This window comes from Candidatus Dorea massiliensis AP6, from assembly GCF_964245105.1.
Taxonomy (GTDB): domain Bacteria; phylum Bacillota; class Clostridia; order Lachnospirales; family Lachnospiraceae; genus Laedolimicola; species Laedolimicola intestinihominis.
Genome location: NZ_CAXTKW010000012.1, coordinates 17,656 through 43,341, shown reverse-complemented (window position 1 = coordinate 43,341; position 25,686 = coordinate 17,656). Strand labels below are relative to the sequence as shown.

The 25,686-nt window shown below is 51.6% G+C and carries 23 protein-coding genes, 1 tRNA gene and 1 riboswitch; of the genes, 3 read left to right on the top strand and 21 right to left on the bottom strand.

From position 1 onward, the window contains the following. Window positions 1–9 precede the first annotated feature (9 nt). From gltB to ACESZP_RS12940, 4 genes are all read right to left on the bottom strand, one after another. On the bottom strand, window positions 10–4,542 hold the full coding sequence (gene gltB, locus ACESZP_RS12955; RefSeq protein WP_178037948.1) for a glutamate synthase large subunit: 4,533 nt from the start codon (window positions 4,540–4,542) through the stop codon (window positions 10–12). A gap of 137 nt (window positions 4,543–4,679) precedes the next feature. Further along, on the bottom strand, window positions 4,680–4,892 hold the full coding sequence (locus tag ACESZP_RS12950; RefSeq protein ID WP_499709190.1) for a hypothetical protein: 213 nt from the start codon (window positions 4,890–4,892) through the stop codon (window positions 4,680–4,682). After that, window positions 4,871–5,677, bottom strand: coding sequence for a CPBP family intramembrane glutamic endopeptidase (locus ACESZP_RS12945; RefSeq protein WP_499709189.1), 807 nt, complete (start codon window positions 5,675–5,677; stop codon window positions 4,871–4,873). Before ACESZP_RS12945 ends, ACESZP_RS12950 begins: the two co-directional genes overlap by 22 nt. Beyond that, window positions 5,661–6,524 (bottom strand): sialate O-acetylesterase, encoded by an 864-nt coding sequence (locus tag ACESZP_RS12940; protein ID WP_178037946.1) that lies wholly within the window; start codon window positions 6,522–6,524, stop codon window positions 5,661–5,663. The genes ACESZP_RS12945 and ACESZP_RS12940 overlap by 17 nt, the downstream gene beginning before the upstream one ends. Before the next feature lie 276 nt (window positions 6,525–6,800). Next, a riboswitch (TPP riboswitch) is annotated at window positions 6,801–6,901 on the top strand. Window positions 6,902–6,939: 38 nt separating this feature from the next. Between ACESZP_RS12940 and thiT the strand changes: the two genes are divergently transcribed. Continuing rightward, window positions 6,940–7,614: an energy-coupled thiamine transporter ThiT gene (gene thiT, locus ACESZP_RS12935; RefSeq protein ID WP_178037945.1), complete on the top strand. Its 675-nt coding sequence runs from the start codon at window positions 6,940–6,942 to the stop codon at window positions 7,612–7,614. Between the two features lie 102 nt (window positions 7,615–7,716). Here the strand turns inward: thiT and ACESZP_RS12930 are convergent, their stop codons facing one another. Together ACESZP_RS12930 and argS are read right to left on the bottom strand one after the other, a co-directional pair. Beyond that, a complete protein-coding gene (locus tag ACESZP_RS12930) occupies window positions 7,717–8,721 on the bottom strand; it encodes a helix-turn-helix domain-containing protein (RefSeq protein WP_499709188.1) in 1,005 nt (334 codons plus the stop codon). A gap of 259 nt (window positions 8,722–8,980) precedes the next feature. Next, window positions 8,981–10,747 carry an arginine--tRNA ligase gene (argS, locus tag ACESZP_RS12925; RefSeq protein WP_349163392.1) on the bottom strand — a complete coding sequence of 589 codons (1,767 nt, stop codon included), beginning with the start codon at window positions 10,745–10,747 and terminating at the stop codon, window positions 8,981–8,983. A gap of 144 nt (window positions 10,748–10,891) precedes the next feature. Here argS and ACESZP_RS12920 point away from each other — a divergent pair, with 144 nt between their 5' ends. Then, the gene (locus tag ACESZP_RS12920; protein ID WP_499709187.1) at window positions 10,892–11,644 is read left to right on the top strand and encodes an exodeoxyribonuclease III; all 753 of its coding nucleotides are present in this window, start codon (window positions 10,892–10,894) and stop codon (window positions 11,642–11,644) included. 152 nt (window positions 11,645–11,796) lie between these two features. On the opposite strand, the gene ACESZP_RS12915 is transcribed toward ACESZP_RS12920, so the two are convergent. The 4 genes from ACESZP_RS12915 to sdaAB form a co-directional block, all read right to left on the bottom strand. Beyond that, entirely contained in the window at window positions 11,797–12,345 is a 549-nt protein-coding gene (locus ACESZP_RS12915; RefSeq protein ID WP_499709186.1) for a Uma2 family endonuclease, read from the bottom strand. A gap of 122 nt (window positions 12,346–12,467) precedes the next feature. Next, window positions 12,468–12,540: transfer RNA gene (locus ACESZP_RS12910), tRNA-Thr, on the bottom strand. A gap of 66 nt (window positions 12,541–12,606) precedes the next feature. Next, window positions 12,607–13,476 (bottom strand): L-serine ammonia-lyase, iron-sulfur-dependent, subunit alpha, encoded by an 870-nt coding sequence (gene sdaAA / locus ACESZP_RS12905; RefSeq protein ID WP_499709185.1) that lies wholly within the window; start codon window positions 13,474–13,476, stop codon window positions 12,607–12,609. A gap of 94 nt (window positions 13,477–13,570) precedes the next feature. Continuing rightward, window positions 13,571–14,239, bottom strand: a complete 669-nt coding sequence (gene sdaAB / locus ACESZP_RS12900; RefSeq protein ID WP_499709184.1) for an L-serine ammonia-lyase, iron-sulfur-dependent subunit beta — start codon at window positions 14,237–14,239, stop codon at window positions 13,571–13,573. A 506-nt stretch (window positions 14,240–14,745) separates the two neighbouring features. Here sdaAB and ACESZP_RS12895 point away from each other — a divergent pair. After that, the gene (locus ACESZP_RS12895; protein ID WP_178039191.1) at window positions 14,746–14,916 is read left to right on the top strand and encodes a DUF1540 domain-containing protein; all 171 of its coding nucleotides are present in this window, start codon (window positions 14,746–14,748) and stop codon (window positions 14,914–14,916) included. Between the two features lie 166 nt (window positions 14,917–15,082). Here ACESZP_RS12895 and ACESZP_RS12890 read toward each other — a convergent pair whose 3' ends face one another. From ACESZP_RS12890 to ACESZP_RS12840, 11 genes are all read right to left on the bottom strand, one after another. Then, window positions 15,083–15,994 carry a YitT family protein gene (locus ACESZP_RS12890; protein WP_499709183.1) on the bottom strand — a complete coding sequence of 304 codons (912 nt, stop codon included), beginning with the start codon at window positions 15,992–15,994 and terminating at the stop codon, window positions 15,083–15,085. Beyond that, complete coding sequence (locus ACESZP_RS12885) at window positions 15,995–16,564, bottom strand: xanthine phosphoribosyltransferase (RefSeq protein WP_499709182.1); 570 nt, start codon at window positions 16,562–16,564, stop codon at window positions 15,995–15,997. An 84-nt stretch (window positions 16,565–16,648) separates the two neighbouring features. Next, window positions 16,649–17,377 carry a Sir2 family NAD-dependent protein deacetylase gene (locus ACESZP_RS12880; protein ID WP_178039188.1) on the bottom strand — a complete coding sequence of 243 codons (729 nt, stop codon included), beginning with the start codon at window positions 17,375–17,377 and terminating at the stop codon, window positions 16,649–16,651. Window positions 17,378–17,545: 168 nt separating this feature from the next. Continuing rightward, window positions 17,546–19,012 (bottom strand): RsmB/NOP family class I SAM-dependent RNA methyltransferase, encoded by a 1,467-nt coding sequence (locus tag ACESZP_RS12875; RefSeq protein ID WP_499709181.1) that lies wholly within the window; start codon window positions 19,010–19,012, stop codon window positions 17,546–17,548. Window positions 19,013–19,014: 2 nt separating this feature from the next. After that, window positions 19,015–20,217 carry a class I SAM-dependent rRNA methyltransferase gene (locus tag ACESZP_RS12870; RefSeq protein WP_499709180.1) on the bottom strand — a complete coding sequence of 401 codons (1,203 nt, stop codon included), beginning with the start codon at window positions 20,215–20,217 and terminating at the stop codon, window positions 19,015–19,017. A 4-nt stretch (window positions 20,218–20,221) separates the two neighbouring features. After that, window positions 20,222–20,863 carry an endonuclease III domain-containing protein gene (locus tag ACESZP_RS12865; RefSeq protein WP_499709179.1) on the bottom strand — a complete coding sequence of 214 codons (642 nt, stop codon included), beginning with the start codon at window positions 20,861–20,863 and terminating at the stop codon, window positions 20,222–20,224. A gap of 71 nt (window positions 20,864–20,934) precedes the next feature. Further along, complete coding sequence (locus tag ACESZP_RS12860) at window positions 20,935–21,918, bottom strand: aldo/keto reductase (protein WP_178039184.1); 984 nt, start codon at window positions 21,916–21,918, stop codon at window positions 20,935–20,937. Window positions 21,919–22,123: 205 nt separating this feature from the next. Then, window positions 22,124–22,399, bottom strand: a complete 276-nt coding sequence (locus ACESZP_RS12855) for a hypothetical protein (protein WP_499709178.1) — start codon at window positions 22,397–22,399, stop codon at window positions 22,124–22,126. A 23-nt stretch (window positions 22,400–22,422) separates the two neighbouring features. Continuing rightward, window positions 22,423–23,001: an InlB B-repeat-containing protein gene (locus tag ACESZP_RS12850; RefSeq protein WP_499709177.1), complete on the bottom strand. Its 579-nt coding sequence runs from the start codon at window positions 22,999–23,001 to the stop codon at window positions 22,423–22,425. 34 nt (window positions 23,002–23,035) lie between these two features. Further along, entirely contained in the window at window positions 23,036–24,118 is a 1,083-nt protein-coding gene (locus ACESZP_RS12845; protein WP_499709176.1) for a galactose/methyl galactoside ABC transporter permease MglC, read from the bottom strand. Window positions 24,119–24,133: 15 nt separating this feature from the next. Beyond that, window positions 24,134–25,633, bottom strand: a complete 1,500-nt coding sequence (locus ACESZP_RS12840; protein WP_499709175.1) for a sugar ABC transporter ATP-binding protein — start codon at window positions 25,631–25,633, stop codon at window positions 24,134–24,136. Window positions 25,634–25,686: the final 53 nt, after the last annotated feature.

Sequence of the window (25,686 nt, the reverse complement as noted above, 5' to 3'; positions counted from 1 at the left end):
CTCCCCTCCTTATTTCTGCTGGTTTGCGTAAAATGCTTCAATCTGTGCCTGCTCGCTGCTTAAGCCCTTCTCCTCCATCTGGACGATGGTCATCAGCATCCGCTGGTAATCCCGCGGAATAATCTTCTTGAACTTGGGCAGATACTCTCCAAAGTTCGCCAGGATTTCCTTGCCCTTCTCGGAGTTGGTGTAAGCCACATGATCCTCGATCATGCCCTTCAGCTCCAGCACGTCGTATTTATCGGTCACTTCCTGAATCAGAACCATACTCTTATTGAGCTTTGTATACAGGTCGCGGTCCTCATCCAGCACATAAGCCACGCCGCCGCTCATACCTGCGGCGAAATTCTTGCCCGTCTTGCCGATAACGGCCACCCGGCCACCGGTCATGTACTCGCAGCCGTGGTCGCCCACGCCCTCGACGACTGCTACCGCGCCGGAATTACGGACGCAGAAACGCTCGCCGGCCACGCCGTTGATGTAAGCCTTGCCGCTGGTGGCGCCGTAGAGAGCCACATTTCCGATGATAATATTTTCATCCTGCTTGAAGTGTACGCCTCTGGGCGGATAAACCACCAGCTTGCCGCCGGACAGACCCTTGCCGAAATAGTCGTTGCTGTCGCCCTCCAGTTCCAGAGTCAGACCCTTCGGGATAAAGGCTCCGAAGCTCTGTCCGCCCGCGCCCTTACATTTTACCGTAAAAGTATCCTCTTCCAGGCCTTCCGGATACCGCTTGGTGATCTCAGAACCAAACATGGTGCCGAAAGCACGATCCGTATTGCCCACATCCAGCTCGATGCTGCGCTTGGTGCCATTTTCCAGGGCCGGGAGCAGCTGCTTGAACAGAACCTTCTGATCCAGGGTCTTCTCCAGTTCGAAGTTGTAGACCAGCTTTGGATCAAAGATAACCTTCTGGCCCTTACCTGCGAACGGGTTGTTCAGGATGTTGCTTAAGTCAATCTCCGCCTGACGGCCGGTCAGTCCCTCGCGGACCTTCAGAAGGTCGGAGCGTCCCACCAGCTCGTCCACGGTGCGCACGCCCAGACGGGCCATGTACTCCCGGAGATCCTGCGCGATAAAGCGCATGAAGTTGATGACATATTCAGGTTTTCCGCGGAACCGTTTTCTCAGCTCCGGGTTCTGGGTAGCCACGCCCACCGGGCAGGTATCCAGGTTGCAGACACGCATCATGACGCAGCCCATGGTTACCAGCGGCGCTGTGGCGAAGCCGAACTCTTCGGCTCCCAGCATGGCCGCGATGGCCACATCCTCTCCGGTCATCAGCTTGCCGTCGGTCTCAATGCGGACACGGCTTCGCAGACCATTCATGATCAAAGTCTGGTGAGTCTCCGCCAGTCCCAGCTCCCAGGGAAGTCCCGCGTTGTGGATGGAGCTTCTGGGCGCCGCGCCGGTACCTCCGTCGTATCCGGAAATCAGGATAACCTGGGCTCCGGCCTTGGCTACACCGGCTGCGACAGTTCCCACGCCGGCCTCGGAAACCAGCTTCACAGAAATCCGTGCGTCCCGGTTTGAATTCTTCAAATCATAAATCAGCTGCGCCAAATCCTCAATGGAATAGATATCGTGATGAGGCGGCGGGGAAATCAGGCTCACGCCCGGCGTGGAGTGACGGGTCTTGGCAATCCACGGATACACCTTTCCGCCCGGCAGATGGCCGCCCTCACCGGGCTTCGCGCCCTGGGCCATCTTGATCTGCAGCTCTTTGGCGCTGACCAGATACCTGGAGGTTACGCCGAAACGTCCCGAAGCCACCTGCTTGATGGCAGAACAGCGGTTCAGGCCGTCCGGTCCGATTTCCAGACGCTCCAGGCTCTCACCGCCCTCACCGGAGTTGGACTTGCCATGCAGAGTGTTCATGGCGATGGCCAGACATTCATGGGCCTCCTGGGAGATGGATCCGTAGGACATGGCTCCGGTCTTAAACCGGGTCACGATGGAGTCCACGCTCTCTACCTCCTCAATGGGTACGCCCTTCTTCGGATAGTTGAAGTCCATCAGCCTGCGGAGATAACCGCGGTTATTTTCCCCGTTGATAAGCTCCGTATATTCCTTGAACATCTTGTAGTCGCCCCGCTTTGTGGACTCCTGCAGCAGATGGATGGTCTGCGGATTGTACAGATGCTTCTCGCCGCCGCTTCTGCTCTTATGGCGTCCCACGCTCTCCAGCGTCAGGTCCACATTCAGTCCCAGGGGATCGAAGGCTGCGGAATGAAGCTCGTCCGCCTGTTTTTCAATGTCTGCCAGAGTGATGCCGCCCACACGGCTGACGGTATTGGTGAAGTACTCGTCCACCACATCCTTGTCGATACCGATGGCCTCGAAGATCTTGGAGCCCTGATAGGACTGGATGGTGGAAATACCCATCTTGGAAGCGATTTTTACGATGCCATGAAGTACCGCGCTGTTATAATCGTCTACGGCTGCGTAATAATCTTTATTCAGCAGCTTGCATGATACCAGTTCCCGGATGGTCTCCTGTGCCAGATAGGGGTTGATAGCACAGGCGCCGTAGCCTAAAAGTGCTGCGAAATGATGTACCTCTCTGGGCTCGCCGCTCTCCAGAATCAACGCCACGCCGGTACGCTTCTTGGTGGTAACCAGATGCTGGTTCAGTCCGGATACCGCAAGCAAGGACGGAATCGCCACATGGTTCTCATCCACGCCCCGGTCGGAGATAATCAGGATATTCGCGCCGTCCCGATAAGCACGGTCCGCCTCCACATACAAACGATCCATGGCCTTCTTCAGGCTGGTATTTTTATAATAGGTAATCGGAATCACTTCTACCTTGAAGCCCGGAACCTTCATGCTCTTAATCTTCAGGATATCCGTGTTCGTCAGAATCGGATGGTTGATGCGAAGCAGTCTGCAGTTTTCCGGGGTCTCCTCCAGCACATTTCCTTCCTTGCCCACATACACGGTGGTAGAGGTGACGATTTCCTCACGGATGGCGTCGATGGGCGGATTGGTAACCTGGGCGAACCGCTGCTTGAAATAGTTAAAAAGCGGCGGATGCTCCTCAGACAATGCCGCCAGCGGGGTGTCGATACCCATGGCTCCGATACCCTCGGCTCCGTTCTGGGCCATCTGCAGGATGGAGGTACGGTATTCCTCGTAGTTGTATCCAAAGGACTTCTGCAGTTTTCTGCGCTCATCTGCGGAAAACTCCGGTACTCTTTCATTGGGGATCTTCAGATCCTTTAACTGTACCAGGTTGCTGTCCAGCCACTCGCCGTAGGGCTGCGCAGAAGCGTATTTTTCTTTCAGATGCTCGTCGTCGATGACCTCACCTTTGACTGTATCCACCAGAAGCATTTTTCCAGGATGGAGACGCTCTTTGATGACAATCTTCGTCGGGTCGATGTCCAGGACGCCCACCTCAGAGGAAAGAATCAGGGTGTCGTCGGTGGTGATGTAGTAACGGGAAGGCCTAAGGCCGTTGCGGTCCAGAACAGCTCCCATCACATCGCCGTCGCTGAACAGAATGGATGCCGGGCCGTCCCAGGGCTCCATCATGGTAGCGTAATACTGGTAAAAATCACGCTTTTTCTGAGACATGGCCTTGTTGTTATCCCAGGGCTCCGGAATGGTAATCATGACGGCCAGCGGAAGATCCATACCGCTCATAACCAGGAACTCCAGGGTATTATCCAGCATGGCGGAGTCGGAACCGGATGCATTAACCACCGGAAGCACCTTGTTCAGATCTTTTTTCAGATGGCTGGACTCCATGGTTTCCTCCCGGGCCAGCATCTTGTCCGCGTTGCCCTGGATGGTGTTGATCTCGCCGTTGTGTACGATAAAACGGTTGGGATGAGCTCTCTCCCAGCTGGGGTTTGTGTTGGTACTGAAACGGGAATGTACGATGGCGATGGCCGATTCGTAATTTTCATCCTGCAGATCCTGGAAGAAGGAACGCAGCTGATGTACCAGGAACATGCCCTTGTATACAATGGTTCTGCTGGAAAGGGATACCACGTAGGTATCGTCGTTGGACTGCTCAAAGGTCCGGCGGGCCACATAGAGCTTTCGATCGAAATCCAGTCCCTTTTCCACATTCGCCGGACGCTTCACGAAGCCCTGCATGATGCACGGCATCTTCTCCAGCGCCTTGGTTCCGAGAACGGACGGTACGGTTGGAACCTCTCTCCAGCCCAGGAACTCCATGCCCTCTTTTTCCACAATGATCTCGAACATCTTCCGGGCCTGGTTGCGCTTCAGCTCATCCTGGGGGAAGAAGAACATTCCGATACCGTAATCTCTTTCTTCACCTAAAAAGACGCCGAGAGGTTTGACTGCCTGGGAGAAGAACTTATGTGATATCTGTAATAAGATTCCTACTCCGTCTCCAGTCTTACCTTCGGCGTCTTTGCCGGCCCTGTGTTCCAGGTTCTCTACAATTTTCAATGCGTTCGCCACGGTCTCGTGACTTTTCAATCCTTTGATGTTGACCACTGCACCGATACCACAGTTATCGTGCTCAAATCGCGGGTCATACAATCCCATGCTCTGTTGGCTCATACCTATCCCTCCAGATCCTTGAACTCGCTTGTTTGGAATTTTCAATTATTATTCTTCAGTGCAGCGTCCTGCTCTGACTTTATTGGTACTATACAACGATTTTTTTCGTATGTAAAGAGTGAATTTTTTTATTATTGTCAGATTATTTGTGAATTTTGAATTTCCGCACGAATTGTGTCTATATTTTCTCTTTTTTTTATGAAAATGCGGTCTGTGCGAACAATTTCCTTCTCACTTTTTTCAATCTTTTTTTCATGCAAATACCTGCTTTGGCTTATTACCTGCAAAATAAAAGCAGCCCATAATGGAACTGCTTTTTCTGTCTTGGCTAGACTGTAAATTTCTTCCATATACAAAATCCTGCCAGCAGACATACCGCCGTCACCGTCAGATACAAAGGCAGATTGCCGTAAAGCACACTCTGCCACTCTGGTTTCATTTCCATGAAAATGGTAGATCCATTAACCGCCGCATGGGCCAGAATCGCCGGAGGAAGCGAACCTTCCGCCTCGTAAACCCAATTCAGGTACAAACCGATCAGGAACGCGAACAGCCCCTGCACCAGATTACCGTGAAGAATACCAAAGAGCAGGGACGCGCAAACAATAGCTGCATAAGGGTTCTGCAACACCTTTTTCAGATTCCGATAGAGAATTCCCCGCACCAGAAGTTCTTCCAGGATCGGGGCCGTCACCACACTGGCCGCCACCAGAGACAGAAGACTTCCCGTATACAGGCTGTCGCTGGCCGTCTCATAGCCCGGAAACAGGGTGGGTAATGGCGTTAGGCCAATCAACAGGTTGAAGCCGCGGCCCAGGAACAGAGCACCCAGGATCGCCAGAATCAGCCGACTTATCCGGGGCTGCTTTTTCCAGGCGGCAGTTTTTCCGCTGCTGCGTGTTTTCTGCCCATCCGCCTGCCCACGAATGCGATCTTCACGATACATCCTGTAAAAAATTGGAATTTCAATGGCATTAACAGCAGCCAGCTCCCAGACTGCTTGCTCCGGAGCTGTAAAAAATTCGAAAAAGCACAATTCCAATGCCGCCTGGATTGCCATATTCAGACTCACATACAGCAGGAACGGCATGGCCAGCTCCCACAGGGTTTTACCAAGACTATTTTTCTGATCCATGCTCTTTCACATACGCTCCCGCATTTTTTCCGGCGTCCGCGCCGATGAGATTCAGAGCCTCCTGGTTGTAATGGATGCCCAGTTCATCCCGCAGATCCGCGTCAGTCAGCTCCGCCGGAAGGGTAGACACCAGGATCAGATTCTCATTTTCCTCACAGGCCGCAAGCTGCGCGTCCATCACAGCCTGGTGCTTCGCCGGGTCAGTCAGATCCGGACCAAGCTGAATCAGAAAACATTTTTCCACGCCCTGCTCCTTCATGTAGGAGACCAGTTCGGCAAGCTGCGCCTTGTATTCATCGACCGTAGTCTCCAGATTTGCATCGGCCTCGCCCTGGAACCAGACCATGTAGGTGTGATACACATGAATTTTTTCTTTCTTCATGCAGTCCTTCGCCGCGTTCAGGCGATCGGCTGTCTCCTCCTTCAGGCCTTTGGTCAGCCAGCCGTTCAGGGAAGAGCTGCCCCGGGACGCGGATACAGCCACCACCGGCACCTTCGTCTGCTCATAGTAGGCGTTTACAAAGGAGGTCACCAGACTGCCCTTGCGCTCCAGAAGCTCCGTGTCGTCCAGGGCTCCGCGATTTTCCTTCTCCCCAAATGGCTCCTCCAGCACATGCAGGGTATCCGGGTCGGTCACGGCGCGATACTCGTAACCGGCTCCTTCGGTAAGCTTTGGCGCGGCACTTGCGTCGCCGCCTGCGCCGCTCATGTTGCTCTGGCCCATAAAAATAATCAGGTCCATGCTCCGCCAGGTTTTCTGCTGATAAATATTCACGCACACCAGAAGAAGGCAGCAGAGGGCGCTTAAGAGAAAGATGACTTTTTTATTGTTCGGTACTCGGTTCATAGAATTCTCCGTTTCTTATACTTTGACCCTGTTTCACCTTTGGCTACCAGGGTTCTATTCCATATGGATTCATATTCTACAAGTATAAGCCCCTTCTTTGCCCCTGTCAAATCTTCTGTTACTGTTCACTTCGTTCACAGCAACACGCTTCGCGATGCACAGAAATTACGCATTCCGCGTAATTTCGCGCCTGAGCATCACTATTTACTCACGAAAACACAAAATGTTTTCTCTTGACTTTCTTTCCCAATTACCCTATAGTGGAATTAATCACATAGCGACAGCTAGGGGAGCCAAAGGCTGAGAATACACTTCTGTGTTGACCCTCATTACTTGAACCGGTTAGTACCGGCGTAAGGAAGCATCTTTTGTATCCCCTCCTGTGAAATTTTTCATACCTAAGGAGGATTTTTTTATGTCACTTTTTGCTACGAAGCTGGTGGACGAGTACGGCGGTACCACCTATAACCTGACGGGCCTGGGCTATGGCGCCCTGGTGGCTCTGATGCTGCTTCTTCTCATTCTGGCCTGCTACGTCACCGGAGGCAAGACCAGATTCAAAACCAAGCATCTGGTTTTCGCGGCGGCAGCCATGGCGCTGGCCATGATTACTTCGTTCCTGAAGCTTTTCGAGGCTCCCATGGGCGGCTCCGTCACCCTGTTTTCCATGCTGTTTATCTGCTGCATCGGTTACTGGTACGGCCTGCGCACCGGCATCATGACCGGCGTGGCCTACGGCCTCTTACAGCTTATCTCTGACCCCTACATCATCAGCCTGCCCCAGATGATCACCGACTACCTGCTGGCCTTCGGAGCGCTCGGACTGTCCGGTATCTTCTGCAATAAAAAGAACGGACTCATCAAAGGCTACATTGTGGGCGTCCTGGGCCGCTACTTCTTTGCCTTCCTGTCCGGCCTGATTTTCTTCGGCATGTACGCAGAAGGAACCGGCATGAGCGCCCCGGTTTATTCCCTGGCCTACAACGGCTCTTATCTGGGCTGCGAGGCGGCCATTACACTGATTGTACTGGCGATTCCGGCGGTAAATAAGGCATTTGCGCAGGTGAAGCAGATGGCGGTGGCAGATTAAACAATCATTCTTTTACACCAACAAAAAAATGCCGTGGATTCTTTTGTAGAATCTACGGCATTTTTTCCTCTTTTCGAAAACTTTTTACGACCCTGTTTCCTTCTATTTTTCCAAGGTTTTGTCACTATCTTTCTGCTGCTGCCGTTTCTTTTTGATGGTAAACCGCAGCTCCGCCTGCTTTGTGCCGATGATCATTTCCCATTGGATGCCGTCGCATTCGGTACGGTTGGAAAGGATGTCGTCTTTTTCGTAGCTTTCGGTGTCGTATTCCACCAGGATCATGCCCTTCTGACGCTCACCTCCGATGATCATGCGGTGGTCGGTGAAGGCGATGATGGGGTACCACATCATGGGGAGGGCGTTTCGGGTGTATTCGCCGTACTGGGTGACCAGTTCGACGGCTTCGCCAGGCTTCAATTCTGCCTCAATGGCTTTCAGAATCTTCTCGCACTTACTCTCGTCCGGCTCCGGCTGCTGGCGGCTTTTCAGAAAGTACAGCATCTCTTGAGCCGTGTGCATTTTCGGGCACTGATTTTCCATCAGGCTTTCCAACTGCTCCGTAGTGAACTCGTATTCATCTTTATTCATGCGCTGGCACTGGAGGATGCAGATAAAACCTATCAGCAACAAAGAAGACACACCTGCATTCAGACCGACTCCGGCTTTTCCCATATACGCAAACCACAATTCGAAAACTATATACAAAACCATTGCCATACCTACACAGAGCAGACTGAATTTCAGGCTGGAATCGATCTGTTTCTTCCAGGCTGCCCGCTCCTGATTCAGATACTGCACCACCGTATGCAGTCCCTCATAGGTTACGACTCCGGCGTTTCCGCCTTCTGCTTTCATATCCACAGCTGAACCGCTGTCATCCGGCTGCATCTTCATTTCCCGCCTGCTTCCCTCCAGCAGCTCCTGCACCGTCACTCCCAGCACATCCGCCAGTTCCAGTAACAGTGAGATATCCGGCATCCCATGACCATTTTCCCAGCGGGAGACACTGCGGGAATTAACGCCAAGCCTCGCTCCAAGCTGTTCCTGGGTCATGCCCTTTCCCTTTCTCAGTTCCGCGATAAACTTTCCGGTTTTGATCTGCTCCATGGTGAAGTCCTCCTGCTGTGTTTTCTGATTTTATCTTAGCATAAATGCGTGCATAGGGACATGACATAGAATGAGAGTCCCCTGAAAATTAATAAAATATTGCTCTTCACACTTTTCATGATAACACGCTTGTGCAACGCACGAATTTTTGTATTGTATTTGGAATATTTTTACAGCTCCATGTGTTAAAAATCCGGAATTGAAATTGTGAACCTGTTCACATGTTTCAATCCCGGATCTCTCACATTACCTATTTATCTTACATTCTCTCCGGTGCTTCGAAGCCCAGCACATCGATGCAGGTCTCCAGCACCCGCTTGGTCAACTGCAGTACAGCCACCAGCCCTGCACGCTTCTCTTCATCCTCTTCGCCAAGAATCTTCGTCTCATGATAGAACTTGTTGAAGGCGTTCGCCAGTTCATAGATATAAGCGCAGACCTTATGGGGCGCCAGCTCGTCAAAGGCATTCTCCAGTGCGCCATTGAAGCGGGCCAGTACCAGCTCCAGCGCCTTCTGGCTGTCATTCTCTGCTGCCGGAATCCGTCCCTTTGTCAGATCGCCGCCCTGAGCCTGATACTTGTTCAGAATGGACTTAATCCGCACAATGGTGTACAAGATATAGGGTCCGGTATTGCCTTCAAAGGAGGTAAAGCGGTCGATATCAAAGACATAGTCCTTGGACGCCTGGTTGGACAGGTCGCCGTACTTGATGGCGGAAAGACCGATTTTTCTGGCAGTCTCCCTTGCTTCCTCCTCAGAGATCTCTGGATTCTCCGCGATTTTCTGATACATCTTCTCATTGATATCGGAAATCAGGTACTCCAAACGCATAACGCCGCCCTCACGGGTCTTAAAGGGCTTGCCGTCCTTGCCGTTCATGGTACCAAAGCCTAAGAATTCCAGATCCGTCTCCGGCTTCACCAGACCTGTCTTCTTGGCACAACGGAATACCTGGATAAAATGCATCTCCTGACGCTTATCCACCACATAGATAACCTCGTCCGGATCAAAGAGCTTCCGGCGCTCTACCAGGGTTGCCAGGTCGGTGGTGGTATACAGGGACGCTCCGTCGGACTTCAGAATCATGCAGGGCGGAACCTCCTTGGTATCGGTGTCTTCCTTGACATCTACCACCAGCGCGCCCTCGCTCTCGTAAGCGAAGCCCTCTTTCTTCAGCTTCTCCACCATATCCGGGATGTAGGGCTGGGCATCGGACTCGCCCTTCCACAGGTCAAATTCTACATTCAGGTTCGCGTAATTGCGCTTCAGGTCGGTCACGGACACATTTAAGATGTGCTGCAGGATAGCCTGATAGCCTCTGTGGCCATGCTGCACCAGATAGGTGGCGTGCATCGCCTGCTCCTTGTAGGCCTCGTCCTCCTTGGACCGGGCACTGGCTGCCGGATAGATCTCCTCCAGCTCGGAAATGGTAAAGGGTGCCTCGGTCGGGTACTCACCTGTGTAATTTTCATCAAAATATACCAGATCCGGCTTGCGCTCCTTCAGCTCTGTGATAATCAGTCCCATCTGCAGACCCCAGTCACCCAGATGGATATCTCCGGTCACGTTGTGGCCCACGAAGCGTCCCAGACGCTTCACGCTCTCACCGATGATGGCAGAGCGGAGATGTCCCACATGCAGCGGCTTCGCCACGTTGGGTCCACCGTAGTCAATGATAATGGTCTTCGGATTCTCTGTTCTGTCACAGCCCAGGCGCTCATCATCTGCCATAGCCTGCAGATACTCCTGCACATACGCAGGCGCCAGCTTCAGATTCAGAAAGCCCGGATTGACCGCATTGACCTCGGAAAACAGCTCCTGCTCCTTCAAACTCTCTGCCACCTTATTGGCAATCTGAATGGGTGCGCAGTGATACTTTTTTGCGCCTGCCATAGCTCCGTTGCACTGATACTCGCACAGATCCGGACGATTGGAAATGGTGACCTTTCCGTACTCAGCCTCATAGCCGCAGTTTACAAAGGCTTCGGATACCGCAGCGGTAATCCGATCCAGTAACTTCTCCATACACATATTCTCCTCTTGTAAAAATCTTTTCTTTATAATGCTTTCGGCTGCGCTTCTTTACTTTCTTTCGCAGAACCACTATAATAATATCTATTATATGTAAAATGCAAGAAAAGATCAAATCTTTTCTGTAAGGAGGAACCTATGAAACTGATTTCCTGGAATGTAAACGGTCTGCGGGCCTGTGTCGGGAAAAATTTTATGGAAGATTTCAAAAAGCTGAACGCTGATATTTTCTGTCTGCAGGAAACCAAGCTTCAGGAGGGACAGATTGCGCTCGATCTGCCCGGCTATCATCAGTACTGGAATTACGCGGAGAAAAAGGGCTATAGCGGAACGGCTGTATTTACCAGAAAAGAGCCCTTAAGCGTCGCCTACGGAATCGGCGTTGAAGAACATGACCGCGAAGGACGGGTCATTACCCTGGAATTTGAGGACTATTATCTGGTGACTGTCTATACCCCCAACTCCCAGGACGGCCTGAAGCGCCTGGATTACCGGATGCAGTGGGAAGATGATTTTCTCGCCTATATCAAGAGCCTGGATGAAAAAAAGCCTGTCATCTACTGCGGCGATCTAAATGTGGCCCATCAGGAAATCGACCTGAAAAACCCGAAAACCAACCGGAAAAATGCCGGATTTACAGACGAGGAACGCTCCAAAATGACAACGGTTCTCACTTCCGGCTTCGTGGATACCTTCCGGTACTTCTATCCGGACGCCGTGGGCATCTATTCCTGGTGGTCCTACCGCTTCCGCGCCCGCGAGAAGAACGCCGGGTGGCGCATTGATTATTTTATCGTATCCGAACGCTTGAAGGACCGGCTGGAAGACGCTTCGATTCATACAGAGATCTTCGGTTCGGATCACTGCCCGGTGGAGCTGGATCTGAAGTAATTGCCCGACCTACAAGAGTTGCCACCGGCAGCTCCTTACGGATACTTCCTAGCAAAAAAGTCCTGAGCCATTGCGGTTCAGGGCTTTTCTTAAATTGAATAATTCTATTAAAATTCAACAGACATTTTATTCTATATATTGTATATCCACTACTATTCCACTACAATTTCCAGATCGTCATAGATTTCAGCCCGTAATTTTTCACCAAACTTATGGAAAACAGGCACCCAATCCTCTTCTGACCGATAAATCACCGTTACTTTCCTTGCAGGATCGACAATCCAGTATTCTCGCACACCAGCATCACAGTACAGAGCCTGCTTTTTACTATAGTCCATCTTCTTACTGGATGGCGAAACAATCTCAATCACCCAGTCAGGCGCTCCATGACAGCCTTTATCATCCAACTTTGAGGAATCGCAGACTACCGAAATATCAGGTTCTACATAACTGTCCTTGTCTTTTTCATCTTTAAGGAATACCGCAAAAGGCGCAGGAATTACTTTGCATTTTCCACCTTTGCTTTTAATGTAACTTCCAATTTCAATATTTATACTGTTCATCAAAAGCTGATGTGTAGTACTGGGTGGTGCCATCATATACATTTTTCCATCTATCAGCTCCGCACGCTCGCCCTCCGGCAGTGCATAAATATCAGCTATGGTATAGTTTTCTTCTTTCAGTAAAGATACCTCCTTCACTCTTTTTTTGATTATACTGGATTATTCCCATAAAGTAAAGGCTCTGGCGGCCTGCTGCCTTATCGATTATAACTATAATAAGAAATCCCTGAAAATCAACGTTTTCAGGGATTTCATCTGAAAGCTGGAAATGAGACTCGAACTCACGACCCCTTCATTACGAGTGAAGTGCTCTACCGACTGAGCTATTCCAGCTTGCTGTGTCAGCAACTGATATTATACTTGAAAATGAAATATTTGTAAAGGGGTAATTTTAAAACATCAACACTTTCCGCAGGCTTCACAGGCCGACGGCGCGGCAGCGCAGCCGCCGAGGGCCGTCTCACGCAGCTCTGCCGGGATGCGTCTGCCTACGTTATACATGACTGCAATCATTTCGTCCAGCGGAATCAGCTGCGGTACGCCGGCCAGCGCCATCTCGGCTGAGGTCAGGGCAACAGCGACTCCTGCCGCATTCCGATTCTGGCATGGGTATTCCACAAGACCGCCCACCGGATCGCAGACCAGACCCAGCAAGTTCATAAGTACTGTGGAAGCCGCGTCCAGACAGGCCTTTGGGGAGCCGCCCAGCAGCTCCACGGCAGCCGACGCCGCCATTGCAGAGGCTACGCCCACCTCGGCCTGACAGCCGCCCACAGCGCCTGCCACGGTGGCGTTCCGCATGGCCAGATAGCCCACTGCCCCGGCGTTGTAGAGAGCCTGTATCATCTCTGCTTCTGTAAAATGAACCTGCTCCTCCAGCGCCAGCAGGACGCCCGGCACAATACCGGAGGAGCCCGCCGTAGGCGCCGCCACGATCAGTCCCATAGAAGCGTTGGTCTCCAGAACAGCCATGGCATAGGCAATGGCTTTTCCGAGAACCGGACCACAGAGACTTCTTCCGCCGCCCTGCTGCCAGTCGGAAAGCATCTTCGCCTCGCCGCCCAGCAGACCGCCCATGGAGCGTCCGGGCTTTTTTATGGGGCCGCGGGCTGATTCCCGCATGATTTCGTAGGCCTTCTTCATCCGGGCGTCACAGATCTCGCCGGTGATTTCACCTTCTTCTATCTCACGCCTGCGCATTACGTCCGAGATGCAAAGCTTCCTTTCTTCACATAATGCCAGCAATTCCTTCGCGTTCTTAAAATCCATGTTTCTAACTCCTCATAGTATCACGATTCACACCATTTTTCAGATTGGCTTCCGCAAATCGGGCTCTGACGCTGCCACATAAGCCAGCATTTTGCTAGGGCTGCACAATCATCACTTCATGCACGTTCTCATTTTCCCGCAGCTCCCCGGCGACTGCCTCCGGAAGCCGCCCGTCGGACTCCACGATGGTGTAGGCGATATCGCCCTTTCCCTCCCGGAACAACCGCATAAAGGCGATATTCACGCCGTGACGGCTGAGTACACTGGTAACGTGAGCCGCAACGCCCAGCCGGTCCTGATGAATTACAATGGCTGCGCTGTACTCGCCGGTGAAATCCACCTCCACCTGATTGATCCGGCAGATGCGCGCCTTGCCGCCGCCCAGAGATTCGCCCCGCACGGTCAGCTTCTGACCGGCCTCATTTTCCATCCGGATGTCCACCGTATTCGGGTGCACCTCCGTTTCCTCCCCGTTCGGGGTAAAGGAGAAATCAATGCCCCGCTCCTGCGCGATGGAAAAGGAATCACGTATCCGCTCGTCGTCGGTATCAAAGCCCATGATGCCGCCCAGCAGCGCCCGATCTGTACCATGCCCCCGATAGGTGCGGGCAAAGGAACCGTAAAGGATAAATTCCACCCGGGCCAGAGGCCCGGCAATCATTTTCTGAGCCAGATAGGCGATTCTGGCCGCTCCCGCCGTGTGGGAGCTGGACGGGCCGATCATATTCGGACCCAGCACGTCAAAGACACTGATAAACGACATAGCGTTACTCCTTTTCGCTTCGTAATAGTCTCAGTATAGCATATCCATTTCCCCAAAACAATTTTCCATTTTATATATTTTTTAGAAAATCCCAATTTTTTGTTAAGAGTGCGGACACAACTTGGACACAACCTTTGTGTATGATAATACTATCAAATGAAGCAAAGCAGAAACATGCGAATGCTATTCATAGAACCAAATACAAAATGGGGCTGCCGGCGCTGCTTCGGTGCCGACCGGTCCCGACTAAAAACAATGGGTAATTCCCTTTATCATATATCTCTAAGTAGCAATCACTTTCAATTGTTACTCTCCTTCTTCAATAGTATAAAGCAACAGAAATCTCCTGACGGCCCGCAACTCCGGCAGGAGGTTTTTGTGTGCTTTCATTTACAGACGCTGGAGTTATTTTCCATTTTTTCTCACACATAAAATCCGCCTGCCGATACACACTACTTCTGTAACGCAAGCAAATGCGGTTCGCCGCGCCATAAAGGAGGAATTTTATGATGACCAACAAGAACGAAGCCATCGGATGTACTGTCAACAACTGCACTCATCACGCCCAGGGCGAAAATTACTGCACACTGAATAAGATTCAAATCGGTACCCATGAATCCAATCCGACCAAAATCGAGTGTACCGACTGCGAATCCTTCGTAAATAAGGCGCAGTAGATCACCGCGCAAAAAGCCTGCACCCCCAATCCGGGTACAGGCTTTTTCCTTATAAAAAATATTCCGGAATACGCTCCTTCTATAGCTTACGCCATTTCCCGGATTCTGTGCAGGCTCCGCGTAAAAAGGCCCCGAAGCGCATGCCTCGGGGCCAAATCATCTTATTTTACAGATGTTTCGCGAATCTTCCATCAATTCCCACATTATCCTTGCTGACCACGAAGGCCTTCGGGTCGATGTATTTCATTTCCTGCTTCAGCATGGACAGCTCATGCTTGGACATGACCGTAAAAAGGATATGGGACCTTTCGTCCGTATAACCTGCGATTGCATCCCAGTGAGTGACGCCCCTGGCCAGCTCGTCCATGATATAATGCTTGATTTTATCCGGATCTTCCTTGGTAATGATAATCACCGCCGTCCGGATATTCTGGGTGTGAGTCTTATCCACCATCAGCGTGTTGACCGCCGCGTAGATAATACAGTAAATTACGACCTTAATATCAAACAGCAGGGCACAGGACGCGTAAATCAGCAGATTGATAACCAAATTCAGCTTTCCCACGCTAAAACCATTGTACTTCTTTGTAAAATACATGCCCAGGATATCAATTCCGCCGCTGCAGCCACCACTCTGAAGGGAAACACCGATTCCGGCTCCCACGATAATACCGCCAATCAGGGTCGCCGTAATCGTATCCTCCACAATGGGACTGGCAGGAATCGGAATCAGTGTCAGGAACAGAGACTGGCTCACGACGCAGATAACCGTTTTCCAGAAAAAATGCCGTCCCACCGACATATAAGCCAGCACAAAAAGCGGCAGATTCAAAATCAAACTGATGATACCCGCAATATCTGTTCCGCCGAAATTCAAGTGCGCGTACTGCACCAGAATGGTACGGATAATCTGGCTGATACCCATGACGCCGCCGCTGTACAGGCCTGCCGGGACGATAAAATTATTGATACCGATGGCGTAAATCAACATTCCGCCGATGGTAATCAGAACCTGGGAAATATCGCTCTTTTCAAAGGCGCGGACTGCTGCGTCCGCGCCTGTTCTGTCCTTTTTCATCTAAAATACCACTTTCCCGTTCTCGAAAGCCTTGATGCTTGCCTGGGCGTATACATGGATACCCTGACTCTCCAGTTTCTCACGTCCCGGCTGAAATGCCTTCTCGATAAGCACGCCAAGACCGGCCACGGTGGCATGGGCCTTGCGGATCAGACGGATGGCTCCGGTGGCTGCCTCGCCATTGGCCAGAAAATCATCAACGATCAGCACATGATCCTCATCGGAAATATAGTTCTTCGCCAATGTCAGACGGTAAGAGGTATCCTTCGTATAAGATACTACCTCAGTCTGCCACACCTCGGTCTTCAGGCTGTCCGCGGTCTGCTGCTTCTTCAGAATCACCAGCGGAACCCCAAGCTCCTTCGCTGTAAATAAGGCCGGCGCAATCCCCGAGGATTCAATGGTGAACACCTTGGTGATGCCCTGTCCCTTAAAATGCTCCGCCATGTCTTTTCCAATTTCTTCCATCATCAGTGCGTCCACCTGATGGTTTACAAAGCCGTCTACCTTCAGGATGTCCCCGTCAACGACTTCGCCTTCCTGCAATATCTTTTCTTCCAGTGCTTTCATATGTTTGTCCTCCAGTCAGTCACCTAAGCTTAAGCCCGCTCCGTCCTCTTTCAGGACCGCCACTGTCAGCTCCCTGCCGATGTTTCACAGCACAATCTTCGGCAGTGCCGTCTTTACCTCTTCCCGCAGCACAATATCCGCCTTCGCGTCGGTAAAATGCTCCGCCGCGTTAATGATAATCAGGGTCTCGCCTTCAAAATATTTCACATACCGCTCGCAAAGCCCCGAGCCAATCGAGGTACCAAGAAGCAGCAGTACATCCGCCTTCGCGATCTCCTCCGCAGCCGCGGTCATCATCCGGTTGTCCACCTGTTCCCCAAAGAGCAGTACCTTCGGGCGAATCACCGCCATGCAGTCCTCACACAGAGGAACCCGCTTCGCGTCACGTATATACTCCATCGAATACTTTCTGCCACATCTGGGACACTCATTATCGTAAATGGTTCCATGCAGATTCAGTACCTTCTGACAGCCCGCCCGGCCCGGCAGGTTATGCACATTATTGGCGATGCTGCACTGAAGCTTTCCCCGCCGCTCCAGCTCCGCCAGTGCGTAAAAACCGGCGCTCGGTTCCAGATGGGGCTTCAGCATCCATTCCCGATAGTATTTAAAAAAGGTCTCCGGGCGGTTCACGTAAAATATCGAAGAAAAAATCTCCTCCGGCGAATAACCAAACTCCTGCTCCACCTGATAGGCAATCTCAGGAGCTCTTAAGCTTGGCATACCGGATTCCTTCATCATATCCGTGCCGCACATGGCTACCGTATACCTGCTTTTGTCCAGAATATTTCGGATCAGTTCATAATCATTCATAAGAAAAGCCTCCCCACGAAAGTTTTGATAATCCGGCAGTTCCGCTTCTGAGCTGCGTTTTATGTCTGGGCTCTGCCTTGTTTTTATTGTGCCACTTTTTGTCACTTTTGTCAATGTAAATGGTGGTTTTATTTTGTATTTGTGTTATATTTGCACAAAAAATATTTGTTATTGTTTCCGAAGCCCCTTGGGGTAATGATTTTTCAGAATGCCGCCTGCCTGCTTGCCCCAGCCAAGGGAGAAGCCGTCGGTCTGTACCAGCGTCCATCCCCTGCCGTCAGCTCCCTCCAGGCTCTCGCCGGACAGCCAGGCCCTGATTTCCCGGGAATCTGACCCGTAGGAGACGCTGCGCTTTACGTCCTCCGCTTTCAATGCCAGAGCCAGGGCGTGGGCCGGTTCAAAACGGTTCTTTTTAACCGTCCCCAGATGAAGACCGGGGCGCAGGACCCTAAGGCCCTCCAGGTTCAGCTCACAGGGCAGCAGGTACAGCTGTTCTCCATAGAGCATGGGGATACCCTCGTGACCGTGAACCAGCATATCTGCGGCAAATTCCCTGTAGAGCTTCCAGGCTTCCGCTTCCGCGGACACGACGCCGGATTTGCCGGAGCTCTTTCCGTTTTTTCGATTTTTCCGCTCCGTTTTTTCGATTCGAAGGGTGCTTAACTCTTCTCCCTGGTTTCCGTCTGCCTTTTCAAGCACCGCCGCGTAATGCCCTTCCCCGTTCAGCTTATGGGGCCACAGCCGGAAGGTATCCTTCACAGACGCCAGAACTGCTTCCAACCGCTCCACACTGACACTTTCCTTCTCCTCATCCGTCAGCTTCACCCACTCCGGTCTGCCCGGGGCAAAGCCTTCATAAGCCTCGGTCTTTTTCACCGAGAACTCCGGATGCTTCAGAAGAAAGCGCACTATGCTCTCCTCGTCCTCCTCCGGTGCGAAGGTGCAGGTAGAATAGACTAACACCCCGCCGGACCGCAACATCTTCGCAGCCTCTTCGAGAATGTCCTGCTGCCGTTTTGCGCAGAGATCCACATTATCCTGACTCCACTGGCTGACAGCCTGCTCCTCTTTTCGGAACATACCCTCGCCGGAGCAGGGCGCATCCACCACAATCCGGTCAAAGAACGCCGGAAAATGAGGTGCAAGACGCTCCGGTGCTTCATTTGTCACCACTGCGTTCAAAATTCCCATCCGTTCGATATTGGAAGAGAGAATCTTTGCCCGGGCCGGATGAATCTCATTGGATATCAGAAGTCCCCTTCCTTCCATGGCCGCCGCCAGCTGGGTGCTTTTTCCGCCGGGAGCCGCGCAGAGATCCAGCACCCGATCGACCGGCTGTACGCCTGCCAGTTCCGCCACGGACATGGCGCTGGGCTCCTGGATATAGTAGACGCCTGCCTCATGCCAGGGATGCCTGCCGGGCCGATCCTCCGTTCCATAATAAAAGCCATTTTTCGCCCAGGGCACAGGTTCCAGCGTAAAGGGGCTGATCCGCGCAAACTCTTCTGCGGAAATCTTCGCCGGATTCACCCGGAGGGCCTGATGCCGTTCCTTTTCATAGCCTGCCAGGAAGTCCTCATATTCTGCTCCCAGAAGACCTTTCATTTTTTCTTCAAATAATTCCGGTAGCTGCATCCCTATTTTTCCTCACAAACCTGGAAGATATAAAATTTCAGGTAATAAGACTCGTCCGCTGCCCAGAGAATCGGATGATCCGGAGCCTGGGTCCGGTATTCTACCTGGCGAATCCGTTTGTGGACGCTCTTTGCCGCCTGGGCGATGGTCTGGGTAAACAGCTCGTAGCTCATGAAATGGGAGCAGGAGCAGGTGGCCAGAAAGCCTCCGTCCTTTACCAGCTTCAGGCCGCGCATATTGATTTCCCGGTAACCCTTAGTGGCGTTCTTGATGGAATTGCGGGATTTGGTAAAGGCCGGCGGATCGAGAATTACCACGTCGAACTTCTCGCCCTTCTTCTCCAGATCCGGCAGCAGGTCAAACACATCCGCGCATTCAAAACGCACCGTGTTCTCCAGACCGTTCAGCTTCGCATTCAGCTCCGCCTGATGTACGCCAAGCTCCGACGCGTCCACGCCGATGACCTCTTTGGCTCCGGCCAGTCCCGCGTTCAGGGCAAAGGAACCTGTATGGGTAAAGCAGTCCAGCACCCGGGCACCCTTACAGAGCTTCTGAATAGCCAGACGGTTATACTTCTGATCCAGGAAAAATCCGGTCTTCTGACCGTCCTTCACATCCACCAGATAGCGGACACCGTTTTCCACGATTTCCACATTGGTATCAAAGGGTTCGCCGATGAAGCCTTTGACACGCTCCATGCCCTCTTTTTCCCGCTCCTTAGCGTCACTTCGCTCATAGACGCCGCGGATAGAGACGCCATCCTCTTTCAGAACACTCTTCAGTTCTTCAATAATCGTCTCTTTCATCCCATCGATACCCAGCGCCAGTGCCTGTACCACCAGCACATCCGAGAACTTGTCCACCACCATACCCGGAATCCAGTCCGCCTCGCCGAAAATCACACGGCAGCTGGAAGTGTCCACCGTCTTCTTCCGATACTCCCAGGCCGCTTTTACACGGTTGTGTAAAAATTCCCGGTCAATCTCCTGCTCCGGATTCCTCGTCATCATACGGATCCGAATCTTGGAATGACGGTTAATAAAGCCCTTTCCCAGCCCGTAGCCGTCGAAATCCCGGACGAGAACCAGATCCCCATCCTCAAAATGACCCATAACAGACTCGATTTCATTATCATAAATCCAGGCTCCGCCCGCCTTCAGCGCGCGTCCTTCGCCCTTCTTCAGTGTAGCAACTGCGTATTCCATAATTTTACTCCTCTACTCCATTTTTCGCACAGATGTCCTTTAAGCAGCAGCGGTCACAATAGGGCTTTGTCCGCGCTGTGCAGACCTCCCGTCCGTGGTTGACCAGGCGGTGGCAGAAATCACTGCCCTCCTCCGGCGGAATCAGCTTCCACAGAGCCATTTCCACCCTTTTCGGATCCTTTATGCCGTCCACCAGCCCCATCCGGTTCACCAGACGGATGCAGTGGGTATCGGTGACGATGGCGGGCTTGCCAAAGACGTCGCCCATGATCAGATTGGCGCTTTTGCGTCCTACCCCGGGCAGAGCCAGAAGCTCGTCGAAGGTGGTCGGCACATTTCCGCCGTATTTTTCCTCCAGCACCTTCATACAGGCGCTGATGTCCCGGGCCTTGCTGTGTCCCAGGCCGCAGGGCTTCACGATGGCCTCGATATCCTCCACCGGAGCCGCCGCAAGAGCCTTCACATCCGGATATTTTTCATAAAGCTTTTCCACTACCACATTGACCCGGGCGTCGGTACACTGGGCCGCCAGGCGCACGCTGACCAGCAGCTTCCAGGCCTGATCGTAATCCAGGGTACAGTCCGCGTCCGGATATTCCTTTTTTAATCTGTCAATTACTTCCAAAGCAAGTTCCTGCTTCGTCATACTTATCTGTCGTCTCCTTTATCACTTGTACCCCGCCGTCCTTTTCGGACTGCAGGGTATTCGCCTTTTTGTTAAATATGGTCTATGATTCTTAATTCTTCCTCTGTAAAATGCGTATTTTCCAGTGCCTTAATATTATCCAGAATCTGCGCCGGCCTGGACGCGCCGATCAACACGCTGGTCACAATACCGTCCTTCAGAACCCATGCCAGTGCCATTTCCGCCAGGGTCTGTCCCCTTTCAGCCGCCAGCCCATTCAGCTTCCGGATCTGTCCCAGCCGCTCCTGTGTCAGCGCATTTTCCTTCAGGAAGCGGCCATCCGTGCGGATTCGACTGTCCTCGGGAATTCCGTGAAGATATCGATCTGTCAGCATGCCCTGAGCCAGGGGACTGAAGGCTATAATGCCCTTGTGAAGCTTCGCCGCCGTCTCCTTCAGACCGTTCTGCTCGACGGTTCGATCAAAGATGGAATAGCGGTTCTGATTGATGATAAACGGGCAATGCAGTTCCTTTAAAATGGCCTCTGCCTGGGTCAACTTCTCTCCGTTATAATTAGACAGACCCACATAAAGGGCTTTACCGCTCCGTACAATCTGGGCCAGGGCCTCCATGGTTTCCTCCAACGGCGTCTCCGGATCCATTCGATGATGGTAGAAGATATCCACGTAGTCGAGTCCAAGGCGCTTCAGGCTCTGGTCGAGACTCGCAATCAAATATTTCCGGCTTCCCCAGTTGCCGTAGGGTCCCGGCCACATATCGTAGCCTGCCTTGGTACTGATGATCAGCTCATCCCGGTAAGCTCCCAACTCATCCCGGAGAATCAGCCCCAGATTTTTTTCAGCGCTGCCCGGCTCCGGTCCGTAGTTATTGGCCAGGTCAAAATGGGTAATGCCGTGGTCAAAGGCGGTAAAGCAGAGCTTTTTCATGTTGTCATAGGAAGCGGTGTCACCAAAATTGTGCCAGAAGCCCAAGGACACGGCCGGGAGCAGAAGGCCGCTGTCCCCGCAGCGGTGATAGGGAATCGTTTCATATCGTTTTTCATTTGCCTGATACATAAAAAGCCCTCCTCTTTTACTCTGTAATTCAGTATACTTGATACGCCGGGAAATTTCCAGTCCCAAAGTAAGTAAGAATCCTGCTACGCAGGATTCTCCGCCGCAGTGCGATAATGTTTTTATGTAATAGGGGATTCCATCGGAATTTCCTATTACATAAAAAAGCTGACTACGATGAACACCGCAGTCAGCTTTCATTTACATATTATTCCAGTTTATCTTCGTCAGATTTGTCTTCCGGATTCTCAGACGCTTCTTCCGGCTCCGGTGCCGCCATTCGGTCTCTGGCCGTCTTCCAGCCACTGTACAGACCCCAGCCTGCCAGCCCTGCGCCGATGATGGTGAAGAAAATCATAAACCCGATCATCAGCGGTTTTTCAGAACCTGCTGTGGAAAGTTCCCCATACATTTGCCATGCCAGGTACAACAGATAGAAACCTCCCATTGCGTACACCGCTACTCTTGCTTTATCACGATTCATGCTGTCTCCTCTTTTCCGTCTTATTATGCCGGGATCCAGCGAGCCGTCAGCACATGTTCTCCCGTCATAGTCACCATAGTATCCGCCTGAATCACAGCGCCGCTGTAAATCCAGCCATCGAAGCGAAAGCCTTCCTTTTCCGGAACCGGAAGCTCCCCGTAGGCTTCGCCGTAGGTCACTGTCTTATCCGGTATATATGTTTCTCCATCCAGATTTCCGCCATCCAGATCAAACTTTACCATTACCTCGGCAGGCATCCATACTGCATAGAGAGTCAGGTCGTTTTCCACCTTATCCGTAGCAAAGTTCCATTCCTTTGCCAGGCTTTCATCCTCTGAGGTCACCCAGCCGCAGAAGGTGTAACCGGGCTTCAATGGCGTCTCCGGCTCCTCTGCCAGCTCCCCATGCTTCAGACGTTGGGCGGCGATCTCCGATCCGCCCTCTGTATCAAAGATCACATTGTAACCCCCATGGGTGGCAAACCAGAACACCAGAATCACCACGAAACAAATCGCGCCTATAATAAATCCGTCTAAAATACGGATGGGGACATCCTTACTTCCGTAGATGCCCCTTCCGAACCATTTCTTATCTTCTGCCATAGATTTCTGTCAGTTGTCCTTTTCTGAAAATAGATTACTTACGTACCAGGTACTTTCTCATATCGATGGAGCAGGCAATCAGGATAATCAGACCCTTGATGATGTACTGCAGGTTCTGATTGATGGAAAGGAACTGCAGCGCTACGAAGATAATACGAAGCAGGAATACTCCCATTACTACGCCGCTGATCTTACCGGTACCACCAACAAAGGAAACGCCGCCGATAACGCAGGCCGCGATTGCGTCACACTCGTAGTTCAGACCGGTACCTGCCTGGTTAGAACCGATACGGGCGGACTCAATAAATCCGGTAATACCATACATACAGCCTGCCAGGGTATGTACCAGAATGGTAGTCTTCATAACATTGACACCGGATACGTTAGCAGCCTCCGGGCTGGAACCTACCGCGAACATATTCTTACCGAAGGTTGTCTTATTCCACATGAACCACATGAAAATAACAACTATAATTGCGTAGAATACGTAATTCGGAATCGGAACGCCTGCTACAGACAGATGACTTCCGGTTACAAAATCCTTGAAGGACTGGTCAAGTCCGGAAAGCGGCTGACCATTGTTGCCGTTGATCATAATGTACATCAGCAGGCAGCCGTATACAATCAGCTGTGTTGCCAGTGTTACGATAAACGGATGCAGAGAGAACTTCGCTACGAAGAAACCATTGACCCAGCCTACCAGACCGCCCACTGCGATGGCAATCAGGATAACCAGCCAGATTGGCATAACCGGAAGATCCGGGAACATTTTTGTAGCATAAGTTACAGACTGCAGCAACGATGCGGAAATACATGCGGTCAGACCTACTACTCGTCCTGCAGAAAGGTCTGTACCGGTCAGTACGATACATCCTGCAATACCGCAGGCAATCGGAATATTTGCCGCGGAAAGTGAAATAATATTGACGATAGAATCCGGCTTCAGGAAATAGCTGTTCTTCGCCTGTGTGTAAATAATCGCCACAAGAATCAGAATATACATGGCGTTGTTGATCAGTGCCTCTTTCCAGAAGGTTTTCTTATCCTTGCTGTCCAATGCCTGATAACCGGAAATCTTTGCGTTCCAGTTGGATTTCATATTAGAAAAAACGTTCATATCGCGCCGCCCCCTTTATACGTATTTCGCAGCATGAGTCATAATCTCTTCCTGCGTCGTCTCACTTGCATTTACTTCGCCTGCCAGCCGTCCGCCGGACATAACCAGAATCCGATCGCAGATACCAAGAAGCTCCGGCATCTCAGAGGATACCACGATGACACATTTGCCCTTATTGGCCAGGTCAATGATAAGCTGGTAGATCTCGTACTTCGCTCCTACGTCAATTCCTCGGGTAGGCTCGTCCAGAAGCAATACCTCCGGCTCGGTCAGAAGCCAGCGTCCCAGAATGACCTTCTGCTGATTTCCACCGGACAGGGAACGAATCTTCGTTTCCTGGGTCGGGGTTTTCGTATGCATGGCGTCAATAGACCACTGGGTATCCTTTTTCATGGACTTTTCGTCCAGCCAGAAGCCCATACGCAGATGTTTCTTTAAGCTGGAAATAACGGTATTCTCCCGGATATTCAGAATGCCGAAGATACCCGTAGCACGCCGCTCCTCTGTCAGCAGGGCAAATCCGTTGCGGATGGATTCCCGGGCATTGCGGTTCTTCATTTCTTTTCCGTGAAGCTTGATGGTTCCGGAATGACGGGTAGCGATACCGAAGATATTTTCCAGGGTCTCTGTTCTTCCGCTGCCGTCCAGACCTGCCAGACCTACGATCTCTCCCTTTCTTACATTAAAAGATACATCCTTCAGCAGGGAATACTGCGCGGTCAGGTGTTCTACCTCCAGTGCTACCTCGCCCGGCGTATTGGTCTTCGGCGGGAACTGGTTGGTCAGCTCACGGCCTACCATCAGACGGATAATCTCATCGGTAGTCAGCTCACTTGACGGACGGGTTGCCACATACTGACCATCCCGCATGATGGTAACTTCATCCGAAATCCGTAAAATCTCTGCCATCTTATGGGAAATATAGATAATGCCGCAGCCTCTGTCACGCAGCATATTTATAATCTCGAATAAATGCTCCACTTCCTGCTCTGTCAGTGAAGAAGTAGGCTCGTCAAATACGATGACCTTGGAGTTATAGGAAACGGCTTTCGCAATCTCCACCATCTGTCTCTGGGATACCGGCATCGTACTCATAATCCGCTTTGGATCTACGTCGATGCCCAGTTCCTTAAAGACCGCCTTCGTATCATCGTATATTTTTTTCTCATTTACCATGACGCCTGCGATCTTGGGATAACGTCCCAGCCACAGGTTGTCCATTACATTACGCTTCAGTGCCTGATTCAGCTCCTGATGCACCATTGCCACACCGTTTTCCAGTGCTTCCTTCGAATTTTTGAAATTAATTTCTTTGCCTTCCAGAAAAATCTGTCCGCTATTCTTGGCATACATACCAAACAAGCATTTCATCAGGGTGGATTTTCCTGCGCCGTTTTCTCCCATCAGCGCGTGGACGGTTCCCCTCTTCACTGTCAAAGAAACATGATCCAGCGCCTTGACACCGGGGAATTCTTTACAGATGTCTGTCATTTGTAAGAGAACATCATGCTCCATACTCTTCCTCCCATCTCGTTGACACAAAGGCGGACGTAACTTACGGCCGCCTT